The 19,787-nt window shown below is 68.9% G+C and carries 18 protein-coding genes; 7 read left to right on the top strand and 11 right to left on the bottom strand.

Features of this window, described 5'->3' with window-relative positions:
* Positions 1-93 precede the first annotated feature (93 nt).
* A complete protein-coding gene (locus E3T23_RS07870) occupies positions 94-726 on the bottom strand; it encodes a vWA domain-containing protein (protein WP_134369806.1) in 633 nt (210 codons plus the stop codon).
* A 235-nt stretch (positions 727-961) separates the two neighbouring features.
* On the opposite strand from E3T23_RS07870, the gene ppsA reads away from it, so the two are divergent.
* Positions 962-3,352 carry a phosphoenolpyruvate synthase gene (gene ppsA / locus E3T23_RS07865; RefSeq protein ID WP_134369805.1) on the top strand — a complete coding sequence of 797 codons (2,391 nt, stop codon included), beginning with the start codon at positions 962-964 and terminating at the stop codon, positions 3,350-3,352.
* Positions 3,353-3,443: 91 nt separating this feature from the next.
* On the opposite strand, the gene E3T23_RS07860 is transcribed toward ppsA, so the two are convergent.
* The 5 genes from E3T23_RS07860 to E3T23_RS07840 form a co-directional block, all read right to left on the bottom strand.
* On the bottom strand, positions 3,444-3,860 hold the full coding sequence (locus E3T23_RS07860) for a hypothetical protein (RefSeq protein ID WP_134369804.1): 417 nt from the start codon (positions 3,858-3,860) through the stop codon (positions 3,444-3,446).
* A 76-nt stretch (positions 3,861-3,936) separates the two neighbouring features.
* Positions 3,937-5,223 carry a maleylacetate reductase gene (locus tag E3T23_RS07855; protein WP_241977715.1) on the bottom strand — a complete coding sequence of 429 codons (1,287 nt, stop codon included), beginning with the start codon at positions 5,221-5,223 and terminating at the stop codon, positions 3,937-3,939.
* Between the two features lie 10 nt (positions 5,224-5,233).
* The gene (locus E3T23_RS07850) at positions 5,234-5,935 is read right to left on the bottom strand and encodes an alpha/beta hydrolase (protein ID WP_134369803.1); all 702 of its coding nucleotides are present in this window, start codon (positions 5,933-5,935) and stop codon (positions 5,234-5,236) included.
* Between the two features lie 8 nt (positions 5,936-5,943).
* Positions 5,944-6,918, bottom strand: coding sequence for a ring-cleaving dioxygenase (locus E3T23_RS07845; protein ID WP_134369802.1), 975 nt, complete (start codon positions 6,916-6,918; stop codon positions 5,944-5,946).
* A 275-nt stretch (positions 6,919-7,193) separates the two neighbouring features.
* Positions 7,194-8,177, bottom strand: coding sequence for a sigma-70 family RNA polymerase sigma factor (locus E3T23_RS07840; protein WP_134369801.1), 984 nt, complete (start codon positions 8,175-8,177; stop codon positions 7,194-7,196).
* A gap of 190 nt (positions 8,178-8,367) precedes the next feature.
* Between E3T23_RS07840 and E3T23_RS15210 the strand changes: the two genes are divergently transcribed.
* Positions 8,368-9,393: a TY-Chap2 family putative peptide chaperone gene (locus E3T23_RS15210; RefSeq protein ID WP_166806243.1), complete on the top strand. Its 1,026-nt coding sequence runs from the start codon at positions 8,368-8,370 to the stop codon at positions 9,391-9,393.
* A 49-nt stretch (positions 9,394-9,442) separates the two neighbouring features.
* On the opposite strand, the gene E3T23_RS07825 is transcribed toward E3T23_RS15210, so the two are convergent.
* Positions 9,443-9,739, bottom strand: coding sequence for a glutaredoxin family protein (locus E3T23_RS07825; protein WP_134369798.1), 297 nt, complete (start codon positions 9,737-9,739; stop codon positions 9,443-9,445).
* Positions 9,740-9,925: 186 nt separating this feature from the next.
* Entirely contained in the window at positions 9,926-10,777 is an 852-nt protein-coding gene (locus E3T23_RS07820; protein WP_134369797.1) for a cupin domain-containing protein, read from the bottom strand.
* Here E3T23_RS07820 and E3T23_RS07815 point away from each other — a divergent pair.
* Together E3T23_RS07815 and E3T23_RS15670 are read left to right on the top strand one after the other, a co-directional pair.
* Entirely contained in the window at positions 10,736-12,244 is a 1,509-nt protein-coding gene (locus E3T23_RS07815) for a tetratricopeptide repeat-containing diguanylate cyclase (protein WP_134369796.1), read from the top strand. The genes E3T23_RS07820 and E3T23_RS07815 overlap by 42 nt on opposite strands.
* Before the next feature lie 162 nt (positions 12,245-12,406).
* Entirely contained in the window at positions 12,407-14,023 is a 1,617-nt protein-coding gene (locus E3T23_RS15670) for an ADP-ribosylglycohydrolase family protein (protein WP_241977713.1), read from the top strand.
* Positions 14,024-14,051: 28 nt separating this feature from the next.
* Here E3T23_RS15670 and E3T23_RS07805 read toward each other — a convergent pair whose 3' ends face one another.
* Complete coding sequence (locus E3T23_RS07805; protein WP_134369795.1) at positions 14,052-15,761, bottom strand: BCCT family transporter; 1,710 nt, start codon at positions 15,759-15,761, stop codon at positions 14,052-14,054.
* A gap of 147 nt (positions 15,762-15,908) precedes the next feature.
* On the opposite strand from E3T23_RS07805, the gene E3T23_RS07800 reads away from it, so the two are divergent.
* Positions 15,909-16,559, top strand: coding sequence for a cob(I)yrinic acid a,c-diamide adenosyltransferase (locus E3T23_RS07800; protein ID WP_134369794.1), 651 nt, complete (start codon positions 15,909-15,911; stop codon positions 16,557-16,559).
* 195 nt (positions 16,560-16,754) lie between these two features.
* On the opposite strand, the gene E3T23_RS07795 is transcribed toward E3T23_RS07800, so the two are convergent.
* Positions 16,755-17,213 (bottom strand): PTS sugar transporter subunit IIA, encoded by a 459-nt coding sequence (locus tag E3T23_RS07795; RefSeq protein ID WP_134369793.1) that lies wholly within the window; start codon positions 17,211-17,213, stop codon positions 16,755-16,757.
* A complete protein-coding gene (locus E3T23_RS07790) occupies positions 17,210-17,482 on the bottom strand; it encodes a PTS sugar transporter subunit IIB (protein WP_134369792.1) in 273 nt (90 codons plus the stop codon). Before E3T23_RS07790 ends, E3T23_RS07795 begins: the two co-directional genes overlap by 4 nt.
* 184 nt (positions 17,483-17,666) lie before the next feature.
* On the opposite strand from E3T23_RS07790, the gene E3T23_RS15880 reads away from it, so the two are divergent.
* Positions 17,667-18,416 carry a GntR family transcriptional regulator gene (locus tag E3T23_RS15880; protein WP_134369791.1) on the top strand — a complete coding sequence of 250 codons (750 nt, stop codon included), beginning with the start codon at positions 17,667-17,669 and terminating at the stop codon, positions 18,414-18,416.
* 96 nt (positions 18,417-18,512) lie between these two features.
* On the top strand, positions 18,513-19,757 hold the full coding sequence (locus E3T23_RS07780) for a PTS transporter subunit EIIC (protein ID WP_134369790.1): 1,245 nt from the start codon (positions 18,513-18,515) through the stop codon (positions 19,755-19,757).
* Positions 19,758-19,787 lie beyond the last annotated feature (30 nt).

Genomic DNA, 19,787 nt, shown 5'->3' with positions numbered 1-19,787 from the left:
GATCGCATGCTTGTCACCCTCCCGTGAACGGCCCGCGCCGAGGCGCTCTGCCGAGCGGGCGGCCGGACGGGCGGCCCCGGCTCCGACAGCTGCCTACACGTCATCACCGCCGGCTTCCATGCGCTCCTCGGACGTGAAGCCGCGCTTCTCCTTCTTGCGCACATCCGTCACGTAGCGGCCGAGGTTCGCGCTCATCGCGGCGACCTCGCCCGGTGCGGCGGCGTACGTCATGGAGCTGGCGGCGTCGAAACCGAGCGCGGCACCGGTGAGCACGGCGTCCTGGTTGGCGCCGAGGAACACGAAGTCCCAGTCGTACGCCTCGGTCTGCCGGCCGATCAGCGCTCGCACGGCCTCCGCGGAGTATTCGCTGCTCGAGTTCTCGCCGCCGTCGGTCACGACCACGACCTGCACGGTGCCGGGACGGGCGTGCTCGGGCAGCGCCCGCAGCGTCGCTCCGAACCCCGTGACGGCCACGCCGATCGCGTCGTGCAGCGCCGTCATGCCGCGGGGGTCGAGCTCGATGGTGATGGCGTTCGGGTCGGCGAGGCTGTGAGTGTGCTCGATCTCGTCGTCGAAGGTGACGATGTCCACGGTGAGCAGGCCCGGCTCGGCGGCCTGTTCGGCGAGCATCGCGGTCAGGCCTCCGACCATGTCGTCACGGATGCTCGACATCGAGCCGCTCCGGTCGATCACGAGCAACAGAGCGGTGTAGTTGGGATCAGTCATCTGTACCTCCTGGTTGAGGCTCCCTCGAGGGAGTACTTCAGAGTCTCAGGGACCACCGACATCGGCTGTGGCGCGGCGCGCCTAGCCGGGGCCGCCTTCGGGGGAGTAGGTTGCCATTACCTGGCCCAAACCGGGCCACCGGCGCGCATGGTCACAGGCGCGCAACGTCACCGGCGCGCAGAATCACAGGTGCGCCAGTCACAGGGTCGCAGGACTCACAGAGGGTGGGAGAACAATGCTCGAAAGCAGTGTGGTGTGGTTCAACGAAATCGGTCTGGGGGACATTCCGCAGGTCGGCGGCAAGAACGCGTCGCTGGGCGAGATGGTGCGCGCCCTCAGTGACGATGGCGTGCAGGTTCCCGACGGGTTCGCGACGACCGCGAACGCCTACCGCGCGTTCATCGCGGCGAACGGGATCGAGCCGGCACTTCGGCACCAGCTGGATCTGTTCCATGACGGCCGCGCCTCGCTGCGCGTCACGGGCGAGGCCCTGCGCGAGCTGTTCCTGGGAGGCGAGTTTCCGGCGGACATCGCCGACGGCATCCGTGCCTCGTATCGAGAACTCTCGGAGAAGGCCGGGCACCCGAACCTGCCCGTGGCCGTGCGCAGCAGTGCGACCGCCGAGGACCTGCCCGACGCCAGCTTCGCCGGGCAGCAGGAGACGTTCCTCAACGTGACCGGTGAGCGCGACCTGCTCGACGCCTGCCGCCGCTGTTACGCCTCGCTCTTCACCGACCGGGCGATCAGCTACCGCGAGGTCAAGAACTTCGACCACCTCGACGTGGCGCTCTCGATCGGTGTGCAACGGATGATCCGAGCCGACGTCGGCGGTTCCGGGGTGATGTTCTCCATCGACACCGACACCGGCTTCCCGGGCGTGGCCGTGATCAGCGCCGCCTGGGGCCTCGGCGAAACGGTGGTGCAGGGCACGGTCAACCCCGACAAGTACCTGGTGTTCAAGGCGCTGCTCGACCAGCCCGGCTGCACCCCCATCATCGAGAAGACCCTCGGCGAGAAGGCCCGCAAGATGGTCTACGCCAAGGGCGGCAGCGCCCGCACCCGCACCATCGACACCCCCGAGCGCGAGCGGCAGTCGTTCGTGCTGTCCGACGCGGAAATCGTGAAGCTGGGCCGCTGGGCCGTGATCGTGGAGAACCACTACGGCCGTCCGATGGACATGGAATGGGCCAAGGACGGCGTGACCCGTGAACTGTTCCTGGTGCAGGCGCGCCCGGAGACCGTGCACTCGCAGGCGAGCGGAACCCGGTTCACGGTGAGTACCCTGACCGAGACCGGGCCGTTGCTGGAGACCGGGGTCGCGATCGGCGACAGCATCGCGTCCGGCGTGGCCTGCGTGATCAAGGACCCGGCCGACATCGAGAAGTTCGTCGACGGCGCCATCCTGGTCACCGAGATGACCGACCCGGACTGGGTGCCGATCATGACCCGCGCGGCCGGCATCGTGACCGACCACGGCGGCCCCACCAGCCACGCCGCGATCGTCAGCCGCGAGCTGGGCGTGCCGGCCGTCGTCGGCACCGGTACCGCCACCGAGACCCTGAAGGACGGCCAGATGATCACGATCTCCTGTGCCGAGGGCGACGAGGGCTTCGTCTATGAGGGCGCGCTGGCCTTCGACACCGAGGAGATCGACCTCGGCACCGTGCCGAAGACCCGCACCAAGGTGATGGTCAACATCGCCAGCCCGGCCGCCGCCTTCGAGTGGTGGCGGCTGCCGGCCGACGGTGTGGGGCTGGCCCGGATGGAATTCATCATCAACAACCTGATCCAGATCCACCCGATGGCGCTCGTGCACCCGGATCGGGTCACCGACCGGGCGGCCATCCGTCGGATCGAAGAGCTCACCCGCGGATATATGGACCCGAAGGAATACTTCGTGCAGACGCTGGCGCTCGGCATCGCGAAGCTGACCGCGCCCTACCACCCGGACCCCGTGATCGTGCGGATGAGCGACTTCAAGACCAACGAATACGCGCACCTGATCGGCGGCTCGGGGTTCGAGCACTCGGAGGAGAACCCGATGCTCGGCTTCCGTGGCGCCTCCCGCTATTACGACGAGCGCTACCGGGAGGGGTTTGCCCTCGAATGCCGGGCGATCAGGCTGGTACGGGAGAAAATCGGCTTCCGCAACGTGATCGTGATGGTGCCGTTCTGCCGCACCACGACCGAAGCGGACAGGGTGCTCGCGGTGATGGCGGAGAACGGGCTGGTGCGCGGTGAGGCCGGGCTGCAGATCTACATGATGTGTGAGATCCCGGCCAATGTGATCCTCGCGGAGCGGTTCGCCACCCGGTTCGACGGCTTCTCGATCGGCTCCAACGACCTCACCCAGCTGGTGCTGGGCGTCGACCGTGACGCCGAGGATCTCGCCGCCCTGTTCGACGAACGCGACGACGCCGTGAAGCAGATGATCAGCGAAGCCATCCACAAGGCCCACGCCGCCGGCATCAAGATCGGTATCTGCGGCCAGGCGCCGAGCAACTACCCGGACTTCGCGGCCTTCCTGGTGGAGGAGGGCATCGACTCGATCTCGCTCAACCCGGACAGCTTCCTGAAGACGGTGGGCCGGATCGCGGAGGCGGAGCGGAACCACGACACGACGTAGCGGGGGCAGCCGCTCGGCGGGGAGCGGCCGCAGCAGAAGACGGATGCCGGTGGGCGGCATCCGTCTTCGTGTGACGTGACGTGGGCTCGTGCTAGCGCTCGGCCTCGTCGAAGTCGTCGAGCACGGCCTGCTCGTATTCGGCCTCGGCGGCCTGGGCCTTCGCCGCGGCCCGGGCGACGCGCTCACTGATCTCGTGCTCGGATTTGCGCAGCCGTTCGGCCTCCCGCGGGCTGGCCGCGTCGAGCAGATCCTCGAGAGTGTCGGGGTCGAGGTGCTTGGCGGCCAGCGCATCGACATCGGACCGGGCGACGGCAGCCTTGCTCCGAAGGATGCGCAGCCGCGATTCCTGCGCGACCTCCCGCGCGACACGTTCGGCGGCCTTCTCGGGGGTCCCTTCGGCGGGATCCGTTCTCGGATCGTCGTTGGTGGGATTCGTGTCGGTCTGCTCGGGCCGGTCCGGGTTGGTGTTGTGCTGCTCCGCACCGTCGCCGCGCTCTGTGTTACTCATTGGGTCTCCCTTTTTCCGCTGGCAGCCTAGCGCGGCCGGTGTCCGCGGCAAATGGGCGGCGGTCGCCCGCGCGCGGCTACGACCCGCTCGGGGCGGTGCCGGCCCACGCGTTCCGCAGCAGCAGGGTCAGGTCGTCGGGGGTGACCGTGCGCGGGTTCGACACTGGAACCGCCGGCAGGATCAGCGCCACGGCCCGGGCGATGTCCGACTCCTGGAACCCGAAATCCCGCAGTGCGGTCGGGGCGTGCACGCGGTCCCGCAGGGCTAGCAGACCCCGGACGGCGGAGCGCGAGCCCAGGGCCGCGGCGATCCGCGCCTCGGACTCGGGGTCGGCCGACGCGTTGAGGGCCACCGAATGCGGCAGCACGATCGCATGCGTCTGCGCGTGCGGCAATCCGAAAGCGCCGCCCAGCACGTGGCAGATCTTGTGATGGAGTCCCGAACCGGCGCTGGAGAACGCGCTCGCCGACAGGTACGCGCCGTAGAGGGCGTCCTCCCGGCCGACCATGGTGTCGACGGCGGACTCGGCGGCGATCCGCGGCAGGGCGCCCGCCAGCATCCGGATGCCCTCACCGGCAATCAGCGCGCTGACCGGGTTCGCGCCCGGGGCCCAGAGTGCGTCGACGCCGTGGGCGAGGGCGTTCAGCGCGCTGGAGACGCTCAGCTCGCGGGGGAGGGACCGGGTCAGGGCTGCGTCGTAGATCACGGTTCCGGGCAGAACCCGCTGGTCAAAACCGGTGTTCTTGACCCCCTGGTCGACCAGCCCCCAGACAGCGGTGGCCTCCGAGCCGGAATAGGTCGTCGGGATCGCCACGATCGGCAACCCCGTGGGCCGCTCGGTCCGCAGCGCGAGAATCTTGGCCAGTCCGATCGCCGAGCCGCCCCCGAGGGCGACCACCACGTCGATGCCGGCCGCCTCGGCCGCACGGTGGGCGCGCTCGGCCGACTCCGCGGGAACGTGCTGCACGACCTGATCGAATACCAGCACCGCACGGATGCCGCCGAGCACCGCCGCGGACCGCTCCAGTTCCCGCCGGGTCGCGATCACCATCACGCGCGGGCTGCCGGGGCTGCCGGGGGTGAGCGGGGTGCCGGCCGTATCCGGGACGGTCCCGTCCGGAATCGCGGCTGCCTGGTCGCCCAGCGCGCCGAGGTCGCCCAGCTCGCCGAGCACGCCACAGTGCTCGCCCAGCTCGCCGAGCACTGTGGCGAGCAGCTCGGCGGCCCGTCCGGTGCCGAACAGCACACGTTGCCGCTGGGTCCGATACTCGAAATCGAGGCCGACTGCGGGGCCGAATGCGGGGCCGAGTTCGGGGCCGGAAGCGCCGCCGACATCGCGGCGGGGGTCAGGGAGCTGCTCCATCACGGCACGCCTACGCGCGAACCTGCGCGGGGCGGGCGAGCCAGGATCGGGCGGCGGCGACATCCGTTGCGGCGATGCCGTGCCCGCCGTCTCGCAGCTCGCGCTCGACCTGGGCGCCGCGCTCGGTGAGGGTCGCGGCGGCCCGGTCGGCGCTCGTGAGCGGGGCCATCGGGTCGGAGCGTCCGTTGAGCAGCAGCACCGCCGTGCCGGCGAGGTCCGTCGTGAGCGTGCGATCGTCGAGTGGGAACATGCCCGAGAAGGCGACGACCCGGTCGAGCGCGGCGGGGTGGAGCAGGGCCGTGGCGAGGGCGATGTTGGCCCCATTGGAGAAGCCCACGGCGATGAAGCGGCGCTCGCCGAGGTCGTAGCGCCGCCGGGCCCAACCGATGAATCCGGCCAGTTCGCCGGCCCGCACCACCACGTCGTCGACGTCGAACACGCCCTCGGAGAGCCGGCGGAACCAGCGCAGCATGCCGCCCTCGGTGACGCGCCCGCGCGGGGCGAGCACGGTCGCGGCCGGGTCGATCGCGTCGGCGAGGGTGAGGACTTCCTGCTCGTTGCCGCCGGTGCCGTGCAGCATCAGCAGCACGGGGGCGTCGCCACCGGGGGCGTCACCGGGCGGGTCGGAGCCGACGGATGTCTCCGGCGAGCCGGCCCGGAAAACGTGCGGCCAGTCGAGATCGTCCTGGCGGGAGTCGCGTTGCGCGGTCATCGCGGGTGCTACCGGCCCGCAACGAGGGCGGGGTTGTTCTCGCCCGGAAGGGTGATCGGAACGACGGCGCGCTCGATCTGGTCGCGGCTGGGCTCGAGCCACGGCGGCAGCTTGAGCGAGCGCCCCAGTTCCAGCAGCGGCTCGTCGATGTCGAAGCCGGGGGTGTCCGTCGCGATCTCGAACAGCACGCCGCCGGGCTCGCGGAAGTAAATCGACGTGAAGTACTGCCGGTCGAGGATCGCCGTCACCCCGTAGCCGCGCGCGACGAGTTCCTGGCGCCACTGCTCCTGGGTGGTCTTGTCCGGCACCCGGAACGCGATGTGGTGCACGCTGCCGCCGGCGGTCAGGCCGACCTGCCCGTTCGGGTCTGCGATGATGTCCACGATGTTGCCGGGGGCCCCGTCGCCGGCTCCGACCCGGATGCGACCGGGAGTCTCCTCGATCACGTGCATGCCGAGGTCGCGGGTGAGCACCTCGACGGTGCCGGTGGGGTCGGCGACGGTGAGCACCGAGGAGTGCTGGCCGCGCACCGCGTAGTCGGCGGGCACGGATGCCGAGTCCCACGGATTGCGCGGATCGACCGTCGACGAGGCCACGAGATCCAGCTGCAGTCCGTCGGGGTCGCGCAGGGAGAGGCGTTCCTCGTCGGCCGTGCGGCGCACGAACTCGGATTCGACGCCGAGCTTCTGGAAGTGGCCGGCCCACCAGCCGAGGCTGCCGGCCGGCACCGAGAACGCGGTGGACGTGGACTGCCCCGAGCCGGGGCGCCCGCTGGAGATGCCCGTCCAGGGGAAGAAGGTGAGCAGCGAGCCCGGGCGGCCCGCGTCATCCCCGTAATAGAGGTGGTAGGTGCCGGGGTCGTCGAAGTTGACCGTCTTCTTCACGAGGCGGAGGCCGAGACCGGTCACGTAGAAGTCGATGTTGCGCTGCGGTGCACCGGCAATCGCGGTGACGTGGTGCAGTCCGGAGGTGTGCGGGGTCATGGGTCCCTTTCTGGCGGGAAGCTGGTCGGTGCGCGTTCTCGCTACCGACTTCTATGCAAACACATGCTCCTGGGAATTCATTCCCAACTTGGCGGGGCTGCGCGGGTGCTGCGCCGCTCCGCGCGTGGCGTGCCGGCCGCGAAGCGGCGCAGCTCCCGCGCGGGAGCGAATGCGCAGCCCAGCGCGAGGCGAGAGTGCCCGTTCCGGCGGGCGAATGCACGCCGGCGCCGGCGGGCGATTACAGCGGGCGCCGGCTCTGTGCCGTGCACCCGCCCCTACCCGTTGGCGCCGACGCTCTCCCCGGACTCCCGCCCGGAGGTCAGCGGCGGCCGCAGCCGGGCCAGGGCCTTCAGCTCGAGCTGCCGGATCCGGTCGTAGGACAACCCGAAGTGCGCTCCGATCTCCCGCCGGGGCTTCGGGTCTTCGCCGCCGAGGCCGAACCGCATGCGGAGCACGCTCGCTTCGCGGTCGGGCAGGAGGGCGAGATGGCGGGCGAGGTGCTCTGACAGGAGGGTGCGGCTGGCAGCGTCGCACGGGTCGAGCGCGTGGGCATCGCGAATGGTGTCGCCGAAGGGCACGTTCTCGAGGCCGTTGCCAAGGTCGGCCCAGACCGGGGCGTCGATCGACCGAGGCCGGCCGGTGAGATTCTGCAGCCTCCGGATCTGTTGCGTGGTGAGTCCGCTGGCCGCGCTGATCTCCTCGGCGGTGCCATTGCGGCCCTGCCGGAGCCGCAGCCCGTGCTGCACCCGGGCCAGGCCGTTGAGCGCCTCGACCTGGTGGGCCGGGAGACGGATGATGCGGGCCTGGTCGGCCAGGGCGCGGTGGATCATCCGGCGGATCCACCAGGTCGCGTAGGTCGAAAACTTGAACCCGCGAGTGTGGTCGAAACGCTGGACCGCCCGGATCAGGCCGAGGTTGCCTTCCTGGACCAGATCGAGGAGGTCGAGTCCGCGGCCGGTGAAGTGCCGGGCCACGGACACCACCAGCCGAAGATTCGCGCAGATCAGGTGATTCAGGGCCCGCACACCGTCGGCCGCGAGCCAGCGGAGCTCCTCCGAGAGATCGGAGTCGTGGTTGCCGGCAACGCCCGGCCGGAGCCCGGAGAGCCTCTCCTCGGCGAGCAGCCCAACCTCGATGCGCTGGGCGAGCGCGATCTCATCCGTCTCGGTCAGAAGCGGCACACGACCGATCTCGCGCAGGTAGTCGCTCACGGAATCGGCGGGGGAGCATTGACGGGAACGGCTCGCAGCGGTGGTCATGCCGGTACCGTAGGCGGGCGGTGCCCGGGGTTCCGGATGCCGACGCCGAGTGTGCAGAACCCGTGGAGGGGCCTGTCTGTGCAGGGTTCATCAGGGCGCCGCCGAACGACCTCGAACGGGGAGTTTCGCAAGTGGCCCAGATCGACGATGATGAGCGGGAAAAAGCCGTATCGAGCGGAGAGACGCGATGATGAGTGATGCAGGGTCAAACGATTCCAGCGAGAACTTCCGGTCCCACGGCGACGGCGACAGCGACAGCACCAACGGCAACGGCGACGGCGAAGACGGCTACGACGACAACGGCTACGGCGACAGTTACAACGACAGCCAAAACGACTACGGTTACGGCGACAGCTACAACGGCGACAGCTCCAACGGCGACAGCTACGGCTACGACGACAACTCCAATTCCAATTCCAATTCCAACGACGGTGACGGTTCCGGCACTGGCACCGGCACCGGCACCGGCACCGGCACCGGCGACAGCGAAGTCGACGGTTACGAGGTCTACGCTCCGCCGGCGGACCGCTTCCTCACCGCCCAGATGTGGTGGATCGCAAGTGAACTGGTGCGTCGGCATCCGCATCTCCGTATCTCCGGGGTGGAGGTCGACGAGGCCGACCGGCTCCTGATCGTGCACGACGAGCAGGACGGCGTGAGCGTGCAGTGGGACCTCGACGGCGGCTGCAAGTTCCTGGTCGACGGGGTCGTGCAGAAGATCAGCTGGATTCGAATGCTGGCCGCGCTCACCCCGCAGGCGGTCGTCAAACAGATCGAGGTGGCGACCGGGCTCGGTATCCCAAAGGCCAGGCCGGCTATGTCCGCCCGGGCGCTGACCTACCGGGTGATCGCCAGCGCTTTGGCCACCGCGACGAACGACCGGTACGAGTGGTACGCGGTTCCGGCGCCCATGCTGCACGAGGAGGATCCGGAGAATCCCGGATGCGCGTTGTTCCGGGACTTCCCCTCCACCATTCGGGCGCGGGAAGAGTATGTCGCGATGACCCTCGAGGAGTTCGACGCCGGAGGCCGCAGCGTGTTCTTCTCCCAGCCGTTCTGGGCGCTGCTGCGCGACCTCGAGCCGATCGCGATCTTCGACTCCGCCGGCGTGGTGCACACGGTTGCCGGTGCCACGCCCCTGATGCCCCTGTACGAGCAGCTCGACAGCAAGCTCGCGCTGGTGACGGCGCGCGTGCTGGGCGACTACTTCCCCTGACCGGCGTTCGTTCGTGGGCGTCCGTTCGAGGTGCGGAGAGTGCAGCCGGCTAGCGGATGCTGCCGAGCTGGGTCAGCTTCGCGTGCAGAGTCGTATCGCTGGGCTCCACCACATGGGTGCCGTCCGGAAACAGGATCACCGGGATCTGGGTACGGCCGCTGATCGCCAGGGCGCGGTCGGCGCCGTCCTCGACGAGCAGGAGGTCGACGTAGTCGTAGTCGACATTCAGCGTGTCGAGCAGCTTTTTAGAGCGGCGGCAGTCGCCGCACCACTCCGCCCCGAACATGGTGAGGCGCTGGGCGTCGGAGGAAGGGGGAGTGGCAGGGGGCGTGGCGAGGTCGGTCATCGGCTCATCCTAGATCGGCACCCTGAGTTATCGCCAGCCAGCCGGCCCGCCGGCCCGCCCGCACCCACGCCCGCACCCACGCCCGCACCCACGCCCGCGCCCGCGCTCGCGGCGCACCCTGCGGACGTGGGCGCACGATAGAACGTGCGCCCACGTCCATAACCTGAGCCGCGACGGATGTCCGCGCTAACCGATCTGCGTGAGCATCAGCCGGGATGCCTCGAGCGCCTCGACCTCGTGCGGCAGCGCCGCGTCCAGGCGGAGCAGACCGAAGGGCACGAGGTCGGTGACCTGCCCGCCCGCGGTCACGCGCAGGTGCCCCTCGAGCGCCTGCATGAGGAGGATCTTCGGCACCCGGTGCTCCTTCAGCACGTGCCCGGCCTCGAAGGTGAGCACCAGCACCCTCACCCCGGGCGACTCGAGCACGACGGTGTGGCCAAGGCGGCCCGGCACCACGGCTGAATTCGCGCGCACGTCGTCGAACACGGTTAGGGGGGCAGCGGGATTGTCCATGGGTACACGGTAGTCCTCGGTTCCGGTTCCGGTTCCGGTGCCGGAGCCGATGCCGGCGCCGGTTCCAGTGCCGATACCGGCGCCGGTTCCAGTGCCGGTATCGGCGCAGCCGAGGCGCTCGTGCGCCTCGTTTTGGGGCGAGGGCACCCCCTCGACGCCCTCGAAATCCGGCCATTTTGCGGCAGGTCGGCTGCTATGTTCTAGGTGAGCGGACAGTCGGGGGACTGAATAGGCATTCAGGCCAGGACGCCGCCCACGATCCGAGGGGGGAGACTGGCCATCACCCTCCCACCTGCGCCGGAACCCGAGCTCGACACCGAGCTCGACACCGAGTTCGACACCGAGTTCGACACCGCGCTCGACACCGCGCTCGACACCGAGATCGACGATCTCCTCGCCGAGTGCGAACGCTCGAGCGTCAGGGGGCGCCATCTCGACGGCGTCGGCCAGGCCGAGGCGGTGCTGGCCCGGGCCGACGTGACAATGCGGCAGCAGGCGCATGCCCGTGAGCTGCTGGCGCTGCATCGGTTGCGACTGGGCGACTATGAGGCATCCGTTCAGCAGGGTCTGTTGGCGCTGGACTTCCTGGACGGCACGGGCGACCTGCTCCGGCAGTCCAAGGTGCACTGCACCCTGGTGCTGGCCTACAGCGACACCGGGCTCTACGAACCGGCGCTGCGCCACGTGCTCCTGGCCCTGGAGACCGCCCGAGGCAGCGGCAGTGCTCTGGCCGAATTCTGGGCGCTCAGCCGTTCGTCGATGGTGCACGAGGGGATGGGGGAGTCCGAACGGGCCCTCGAGCTGGGGCGGCAGGCGCTGGCCCTGGCGCGCACGATCGACGATCCCGAGGCGAGCTTCGTGGGTCTCAACAACCTCGGCGACACCTGCCTGATCCAGGCGCAGACGCAGAGAGCACAGGGTGTCGACCCGGAGACGAGCCTGAAGCAGGCCCTTCTGCTCATGCGGGAGGCGGTGGCCGTGGCCCAGGCCCAGCGGAACAGCTTCGCCGAGAGCATCGCCCGCACCAACCTGGTCAGTATTCTGATCGAACTCGGCGAATACGCAGAGGCCCGTGAGCAGGCCGGCCGGGCTCGCCGCCTGGCGAAGGCACATGGGTTCCGCAGCCTCGAGGAGAACAACGACGCGCAGCTGGCCGAGGTGGCCCGGGCCGAGGGCGACCTCGATGGGGCCACCGCGATGATGAAGGCCCAGCTGCTGGTCGCAGCCCTCGACGACGACCCGGCCCTGCACATCAAGCTGCAGCAGGCGCTGTTCGAGATGAACAAGGAGTCCGGCCGATTCGAGCAGGCGCTCGAACACTATGAGACGTTGCACGCCCTGATTCTCAAGCGCACGACCGATACGGCCGGCATCCAGTCCCAGATGCTGATCAACACCCTCGGGATCGAGCAGGCCCGCCACGAGGCGGAACGGTCGCAGCTCGACGCGGCGCGGCTGCGCATCCGTGCCGACGACCTGGACCACCAGGCGAACACCGACCCGCTGACCCGCCTGCCCAACCGCCGGGCGCTCGACCGCCGGCTGCCGCCCCTGATGGGTCACTCCCGCGACACCCGGCAGCCGATGTGCGTGGCAATGATCGACATGGACCACTTCAAACGGGTCAACGACGTGCACGGGCACGGCATCGGCGACCAGGTTCTGAGCGCCATGGCCGCCCTGCTGTGGGCCGTCACCCGGGACAGTGACATGGCCGTGCGCGTGGGCGGGGAGGAGTTTCTGCTCGTTTTCGCCGACACCACCCTCGAACATGCCGAGCAGGCCTGCGAACGCCTGCTGACCTCTGTGCGGGTCCACCCCTGGGACGCGATCGCGCCCGGTCTGGCCTGCACCGTCAGCGTCGGGCTGGCCGAACTGGCCCCCGGCGAGACCGTGGAGGGCTGGCTCGCGCGCGCCGACACGGCCCTCTACCAGGCCAAGGATTCCGGCCGGGATCAGATCGTCACAGCCGTTTTGCTGTCGGCAGGCTGAGCCGGCGAACGGATGTCCCCGGCCGAGGCGCCGGAGGCACCGTTTGCCCCTAGGCTCGGTTGCGGGGGCCTGTGCCTCGGTGGAACCCGGAAACGGGGTCGCCGGAGCCGGACTTCATCGGCTGCACGATCGCACGATCGCACGACTGCACGGGGGAAACGCTTGAAACTGACGTCCGCACAACTGGACCGCGCCGCCGGCGTACTGCTGGGCATGGCCTGTGGCGATGCCCTCGGCGCCGGTTACGAATTCGGCCCGCCGCTCGCCAGCGACGCCGCGGTCACGATGAAGGGCGGCGGCGGGTTCGACTGGGCTCCCGGCGAGTGGACCGACGACACCTCCATGGCCGTGCCGATCGTGAACGCGATTGCGGCCGGCCACGACCTCCGCGACGAAAGTGTGCTCGACGAGATCGTGGCAGCCTGGGTCGATTGGGCCCGCACGGCACCCGACGTGGGCAACCAGCTGCGCGCGGTGCTCTCGCGAACCGAGCCCACGGCATTCGCGGTGCGTGTGGTCGCCCGCGCCCACCACGACCGGCACGGCCGCAGCGGCGGCAACGGTTCGCTGATGCGCACCGCGCCGGTGGCGCTCGCCTACCTCGACGACCCGGTGGCGCTCGCCGACGTCGCGCGCACGATCAGCACCCTCACCCACTTTGAAACGGATGCCGGCGACGCCTGCGTGCTCTGGTGCCTGGCCATCCGGCACGCGGTGCTCGAGGGCGCCCTCGACGTTCGGGTGGGCCTGGACGCGCTACCCGCCGACCGCCGCGCGCTGTGGGAGGCGCGCTTCGTCGTGGCCGAGGCCGGAACCCCCTCCGACTTCACCCAGAACGGCTGGGTCGTGGAGGCGCTCCAGGCGGCCTGGTCGGCGATCGTCCAGCCGCGCAGCGTGCCTGGCCGCACTTTCGGCGCGGGCACCGTCTCCGCCACCCCCGCCGGGCACCTGCAGGACGCCCTCGAGATCGCCGTGCGCGGCGGCCGCGACACCGACACGGTCGCCGCGATCGCCGGCGGGCTGCTCGGGGCGCGCTACGGCGCATCCGCGGTTCCCGCCGCCTGGCGCCGCATCGTGCACGGCTGGCCGGGCGGCCTGCGCGCCGACGAGCTGGTGCGCCGCGGTGTGCTGGCCGCCCGCGCGAACGGTGGGCGATCCCGGGGGTCGAGCGTGTCGGGGTCCCCGGTGCTGGCCGAGCGCCGCGACCGGGCCGGCACCGACCGGAACGAGCCTGGGGCAGCCAACAGCCGAGACGTGGCCGTACTCGACCGTCGGTCCCGCAAAGACCGTGCCGCCACCACCTGGCCTACCGCCGATCACCTGCCCTACTCCACCTCCGGCGACATTTCCACCCTGGTGCGGCACCCGCACGACGATGGCGTCTGGCTCGGTGCGATCGGCATCCTGAGTGACCTGCCGGTGGAAATCGACGCCGTCGTGTCGCTCTGCCGGGTCGGCCGCACACAGGTTCCCGGCCGCATCCGTGCTGAGAACAAGGTTGCGGTCTGGCTGATCGACGAGCCCGCAGAGAAGGCCAACCCCAACCTCGACTTCGTGCTCACGGACACCGTCGATGTCATCGCGGCCCTGCGCGCCGAGGGACGCACCGTGCTCGTGCACTGCGTGCAAGCGGTCAGTCGCACGCCCGCGGTGGGTGCGCTCTACGCTGCGAGACACCGCGGCCTCCCGATCGAGCAGGCGCTGCGCGAGGTGACGGATGTCCTGCCGCACGCGCATCCGAACACCGCGTTCCTGCAGGCGCTCACGTCTAGGGCGTAAACGATCGGCCTGCAAAAACAGGCCGGTCTCAGGGTCGATGGCCATCCGGGTCGAGGGGAGACGCGGCATCCGGTTGCACGCCCAGGTCGGTGCTCTCCGCGGTCGGATTCGTGAACGGGACCGCGCCGAGCGCCTCCGAGGAGGTGCGCACCGGCCCGACGGTGCGCTGGCGCAACGGGTCACGACGCAGATCCACATAGAGCGACACGCACAGCCCGATGATGATCAGAACGAACGGGGTCGCCGCCAGGATGGTGAACGTCTGCAGGGCGCCCAGGCCGCCCACGAACAGCAGAACCGCAGCGACGGCGCCGGTGAGGATCGCCCAGAGGATCACCAGCGGCTTCCAGGGCTCCTTACGACCGCGACTCGACAGCGTCCCGAGCACGAGAGCTCCCGCGTCCGCCCCGCTGACGAAGAACACGGCGGTGAGCACCATCACTACGAGAGCCGAGCCGATGAAGAACGGATATTGCTGCAACGCCGCGAAGAAGCCGGCCGCCGCACTGCCGGTGCCGGCGATGTCGACACCGTTCAGCTGCAGGTGCAGCCCCGTGCCGCCGAAGACGACGAACCACAGGATGCTGACCCCAGTCGGCACCAGAAGCACGCCGAGAATGAACTCACGTATGGTGCGGCCGCGGGAGATCCGGGCGATGAAGGTGCCTACGAACGGGGTCCAGGAGATCCACCACGCCCAGTAGAAGATCGTCCAGCTCGCCAACCAGTCGTCGCCGCCGAACACCGCCGAGTGGAAGCTCATCGGTACGAGATCGGTCAGATAGGCGCCGATCGACGACGGCAACAGGTTCAGGATGAAGACGGTCGGGCCGACCACGAAGACGAACACGACCAGTAGGGCCGACAGCACCATGTTGGTGTTGCTCAGCCACTTGATGCCTTTCGCCACCCCGCTCGCCGCGGAGAACACAACCCCCACGGTCAGCACGCAGATAATGATGATCGGCACGACCGTTCCGGGATTCTCCTCGAATTGGCCGGAACGAAGCAGTGAGACACCGGCCGCGATCTGCAGTGCGCCCAGCCCGAGCGATGTCGCCGAACCGAACTGGGTGCAGATGATCGCCAGGATGTCGATCGGCTTGCCCCAGCCTTTGCCCTCGATCCGTTCCTTGCCGAACAGGGCCTGGAATGGAGCGCTCATCAGGTTGCCGCGGCCCATCCGGTAGGTGGAGTAGGCCAAGGCCAAGCCGACCACCGAATAGACCGCCCACGGATGCAGACCCCAGTGGAAGAAGGTGTACGCCATGGCCGCGTTGGCAGCCTCCGGGCTGTTCGCCGGCGCGTCGACGAACGGCGGCGGTGTCGCCAGGTGGGTGACCGGCTCGTACACGCCGAAGAACATCAGACCGATCCCCATGCCTGCACTGAACATCATCGACACCCAGGAGACAGTCGAGAACTCGGTGCTCTGCCCCTCGCGGGAGAGCGGAATGCTGCCGTACCTCCCGAAGGCCAGTACCAACGAGAAGATGACGAAGCCCGATGCCCCGAGAATGAACAACCAGCCGAGGTTGCCCGTTACCCAGCCGAGAACGGATGCCGAAACGGTGCCCACGGTCTCGGTGAACAGCACCCCGACCAGACAGACCATCACGATGATTCCGGCGGAAACGCCGAAAACCGTTTTGTCGATGGTGGCTAGGCCCTCTCGGTGCGGTTCACTGACCGCGTCCCCGAGCTCCGACTCGATACCATCTGCTGAATCCTTGGACATATCGCTCCTCGGTGATCGAACACCCGTCGATCGGACAGTTTTCGTCACGTCACGTCACGTCACTGTCGCCGAAGGTGCGAGAAGAAAACTGCTTGCGGCTCGTCCAAACGCTACGCGGATGGCGCGGCGATTACTATAGTGGCCGCTATGGCTGACCTCGGAGAATTCGAACCGGCCCAACCGGCCCTCTACACCGGCAAGGGCGATTCCGGCCGCACCACCTTCGGCCGGCACGGCGACGTGGCCAAGACCGACGTGCGTGTCGCCGCCTACGAAGCCTGCGACGAGGCCAACGCGGCCGTGAGCTTGGCCATGGCTGCCGGTGGTCTGCCCATCGAGGTGACCAGTACGCTCGCCAGCGTGCAGAACGACCTGTTTGATTTGGTGGCCGACCTGTCCGTGCCCCTCGACGACCCTGAGCCGGCGCCGGCACGCATCCGCGAGTCGCACCTTGCCCGGCTCGAGCGTGCCGTCGATCACTTTGCGCAGCAGGCCGCCGACCTGAGCGGCTTCGTGCTCCCCGGCGGGACGGTCGCAGCCGCACTGCTCTATCAGGCGCGTGGCGTCGTGCGCCGTGCCGAGCGAGCGGTGTGGGTTGCCATCGACCTGCACCCGACCTCCGTGGACCCGCTCACCGCTCGGTACCTGAACCGGCTGTCGTCCCTGATGTTCGTGCTGGCCCGGGGAGCCAACGCCGAGCACGGCGACGTGATGTGGGTGCCCGAGGCTTCGGCTCGGGCGATGGCGCAGGAAGAGGTCGGCGACGACCGTCCGGAAACGGGCGTCGGCGGCGCCTGACGGTGCTGCTGGCCGAGATCGGCGAGGCGGCCGCGCACGTAACCTCCGAGCGGGCCGCAGGCGGCAGCACGATGAGCACGAGCACGAGCACGAGCACGAGCACGAGCACGAGCACGAGCACGAGCACGAGTACCAGCGCCAGCGCCAGGAATCCCCCGGCGGAGGCGTCAGCGGTCGACGGTCAGCGGTGGACGCTCAGCGGGTGACGGTCAGGAAGACGTCGCCCGACTCGAGCTGGGCGCCGGCCGTGACCGCATCCGCCAGCGTGATGGTCTCCGCCTTCTGTTCGAGGATGATCACCGGCACGATCGGGTTGCGCCCGGTGGCCTCGATCGCCGACACGTCCCAGGTGACGACGATGTCGCCGGCAGAGACGTGGTCGCCCTGCTGTGCACGCAGGGTGAAGCCCTCGCCGTGCAGTTCGACGGTGTCGATGCCCAAATGCACAAGCACACCCAGACCGTCGGGGGAGACGATCACGTAGGCGTGCGGGAACACCTTGAGCAGCGTGCCGCTGATCGGGGCGATGGCGTCGACCACGCCGCGGGGCGGGTCGATCGCGGCGCCCGGGCCCACGATGGCCTGGGCGAAGGTGGGATCCGGCACCTCGGCGAGCGCCACGGCGCGGCCGGGCACGGGGGAGAGAACGATCACAGCAGGTCCTCGATGTCCTCGGCCAGGTTGTCGGCTTCGGGGCCCACGACGACCTGAATGATGGTGCCGGAACGGAAGACTCCGTGCGCTCCGGCGGCCTTGAGGGCCGCCTCGTTCACGACCGCGGGGTCGGTCACCTCGGTGCGCAGGCGAGTGATGCACGCCTCGATTTCCACGATGTTGTCTTTTCCGCCGAGGGCGGCCAGGATCTGCGCGGCTTTGCTAGTCATCTTCTGTTCCTTCTGTGGTGGGCACTGCGACGGGCTCATCGACTGCGGTTCTTTCGAAGGCCGTGCCGCACTCCGTGTTGACAAGTGGGGTGTCGTACCTTCATGATCGAACTATTGGATCGTACCAGTACGAACCACTTAGTGGAAGTGGTACTAAACCACTCGGGTTTGACGCAGACGGGTTCGACGCAGACGGCACCGATCAACAACGAAAGGCAACGCCATGAGGCAGACCCAGGACGAGAGCTCACTGCTCGCAGCCGGGCCCGTGTCCAAGCAAACGCAGCTGCGCTCGATCCTGCAGGACCTGGTCGAGAAGACCCTGGCTCCGCACGCCGCGATTCCGCCCGAGCGCAAGCTGATGGCGAAGTACGGTGTCAGCCGGTCGACGGTGCGCGAGGCCATCCGTCAACTGGTCGAAGAGGGGCTGCTGTACCGCATCCAGGGCAAGGGCACCTTCGTGGCGGGTGAGCGCGTGCAGAGCGATCTGCACCTGGCCTCCTTCACCGAGGACATGCGCCGGCGCGGCCTCGTGCCCGCCACGCTCCTGCTCTCCACCTCGCTGATCGAAGCGCCCCTCGACGTGCGGGCGGCCCTCGGTCTCGGCGCGGGCGCCCGGGTTCAGGTCGTCGAACGCCTCCGGCTGGCCGGCGGCACCCCGATGGCCCTCGAGCGTGGCTACTACCCGGCGGACCTGCTGCCGAATCTGGGCGAGCAAGACCTGACCCGCTCCCTCTACGCGACCTTCGCGACCGAATACGGGCTGCGCATCGACAACGCCGAGCAGGCGGTGTGGGCGGATGCTGCGGGTTCCGACACCGCGGAGACGCTGGGTGTCACCGCGGGGGCCCCTCTCATCGTCTTCCGGCGCACCTCGTCGGCCGGGTCGGCCGCCATCGAGTACGTCACCTCCTGGTATCGCGGAGATCGCTACCAGATCCATATGACCCTGAATCTCCAGCACCAGCCCTGATCTCCAGCAACAGCCCTGATCTCCGGCACCCGCCGGAAGTTCCGGCCCGGCATCAGGCCGAGCCCCGCACTTCACACCCATCACAGGAGGAAATCCATGTCCAGCATCACCGTAGACGCCGGGACGCGACGAAAAATACCGGGCCTCGGCCAGGCTCAACGAGTCGGCCGTAGCCTTATGCTGCCCATCGCGGCGTTGCCTGCCGCCGGGCTGCTTCTCCGCATCGGTCAGCCTGACTTGCTCGGCGCCATCCCGGGCTTCGAGACGGGCGGGGCCGTCATCGCCTCCGCAGGCGGGGCCCTGTTCGGAGCCCTCCCGCTGCTCTTCGCGGTGGGCGTAGCGATCGGCTTCGCGAAGAAGTCCGACGGCTCGACCGCCCTCGCGGCCGTGGTCGGCTATCTCGTCTTCTCCAAGGTCGGTGAGGCGATGTCGCCTCTCGTGCTGGGGTTGCCGGCCAAGGGTGACCCCCAGGTCCTCGTCGATTACAGCGTGCTCGGCGGCATCCTGATGGGTATCGTCTCGGCGGTCCTCTGGCAGAAATACCATCGCATCTCCCTGCCGAGTTATCTCGCTTTCTTCGGCGGCCGGCGCTTCGTTCCGATCATCACCGCCGTGGTGGCGCTCGTGCTCGGTGTTCTTCTCAGCTTCGTCTACCCGGCCTTCGCCGGCGGATTGACGGCCTTCGGCGATGTCGTCACCTCCAATGACATCTGGGGCGGTTTTCTCTACGGCACCACCAACCGGCTGCTCATCCCCGTGGGGCTGCACCACATCCTCAACTCCGTGGTCTGGTTCGTGATCGGCGACTACAACGGCGCCAGCGGCGACATCGCCCGGTTCTTCGCCGGTGACCCCACCGCGGGCACCTTCATGACCGGGTTCTTCCCGATCATGATGTTCGCCCTGCCGGCCGGTGCCCTGGCCATCTGGCACGAGGCCAAGCCCTCCCAGAAGAAGATCGTCGGCGGCATCATGCTCTCCGGTGCCCTCACCGCCATGCTCACCGGCGTCACCGAGCCGCTCGAGTTCTCCTTCATGTTCGTGGCGTTCCCTTTGTTCATCATCCACGCGTTCCTCACCGGCACGTCGATGGCCCTGGTGAACGCGCTGGGCATCCGCGACGGCTTCAGCTTCAGCGCAGGCCTGTTCGACTACGTGCTCAACTTCGGGCTCGCCGAGAAGCCGCTGCTGCTCATTCCGATCGGGCTGGCGTACGGCGCGATCTACTACTTCCTGTTCCGCTTCGTGATTCGCAAGTGGAACCTGAAGACCCCCGGCCGCGGCGACGACGAGGTGCCCGACGCCAGCGCGCCGGACTCCGCCTCCTCGACGTCGGTCTAGTCCACACCATCCAGAAGTCGGAGCACGAAA

This window comes from Cryobacterium cheniae, from assembly GCF_004403395.1.
GTDB classification, from domain to species: domain Bacteria; phylum Actinomycetota; class Actinomycetes; order Actinomycetales; family Microbacteriaceae; genus Cryobacterium; species Cryobacterium cheniae.
Note: the sequence above shows the minus strand (reverse complement) of the source record. Positions and strands in the feature narration are given on the sequence as shown.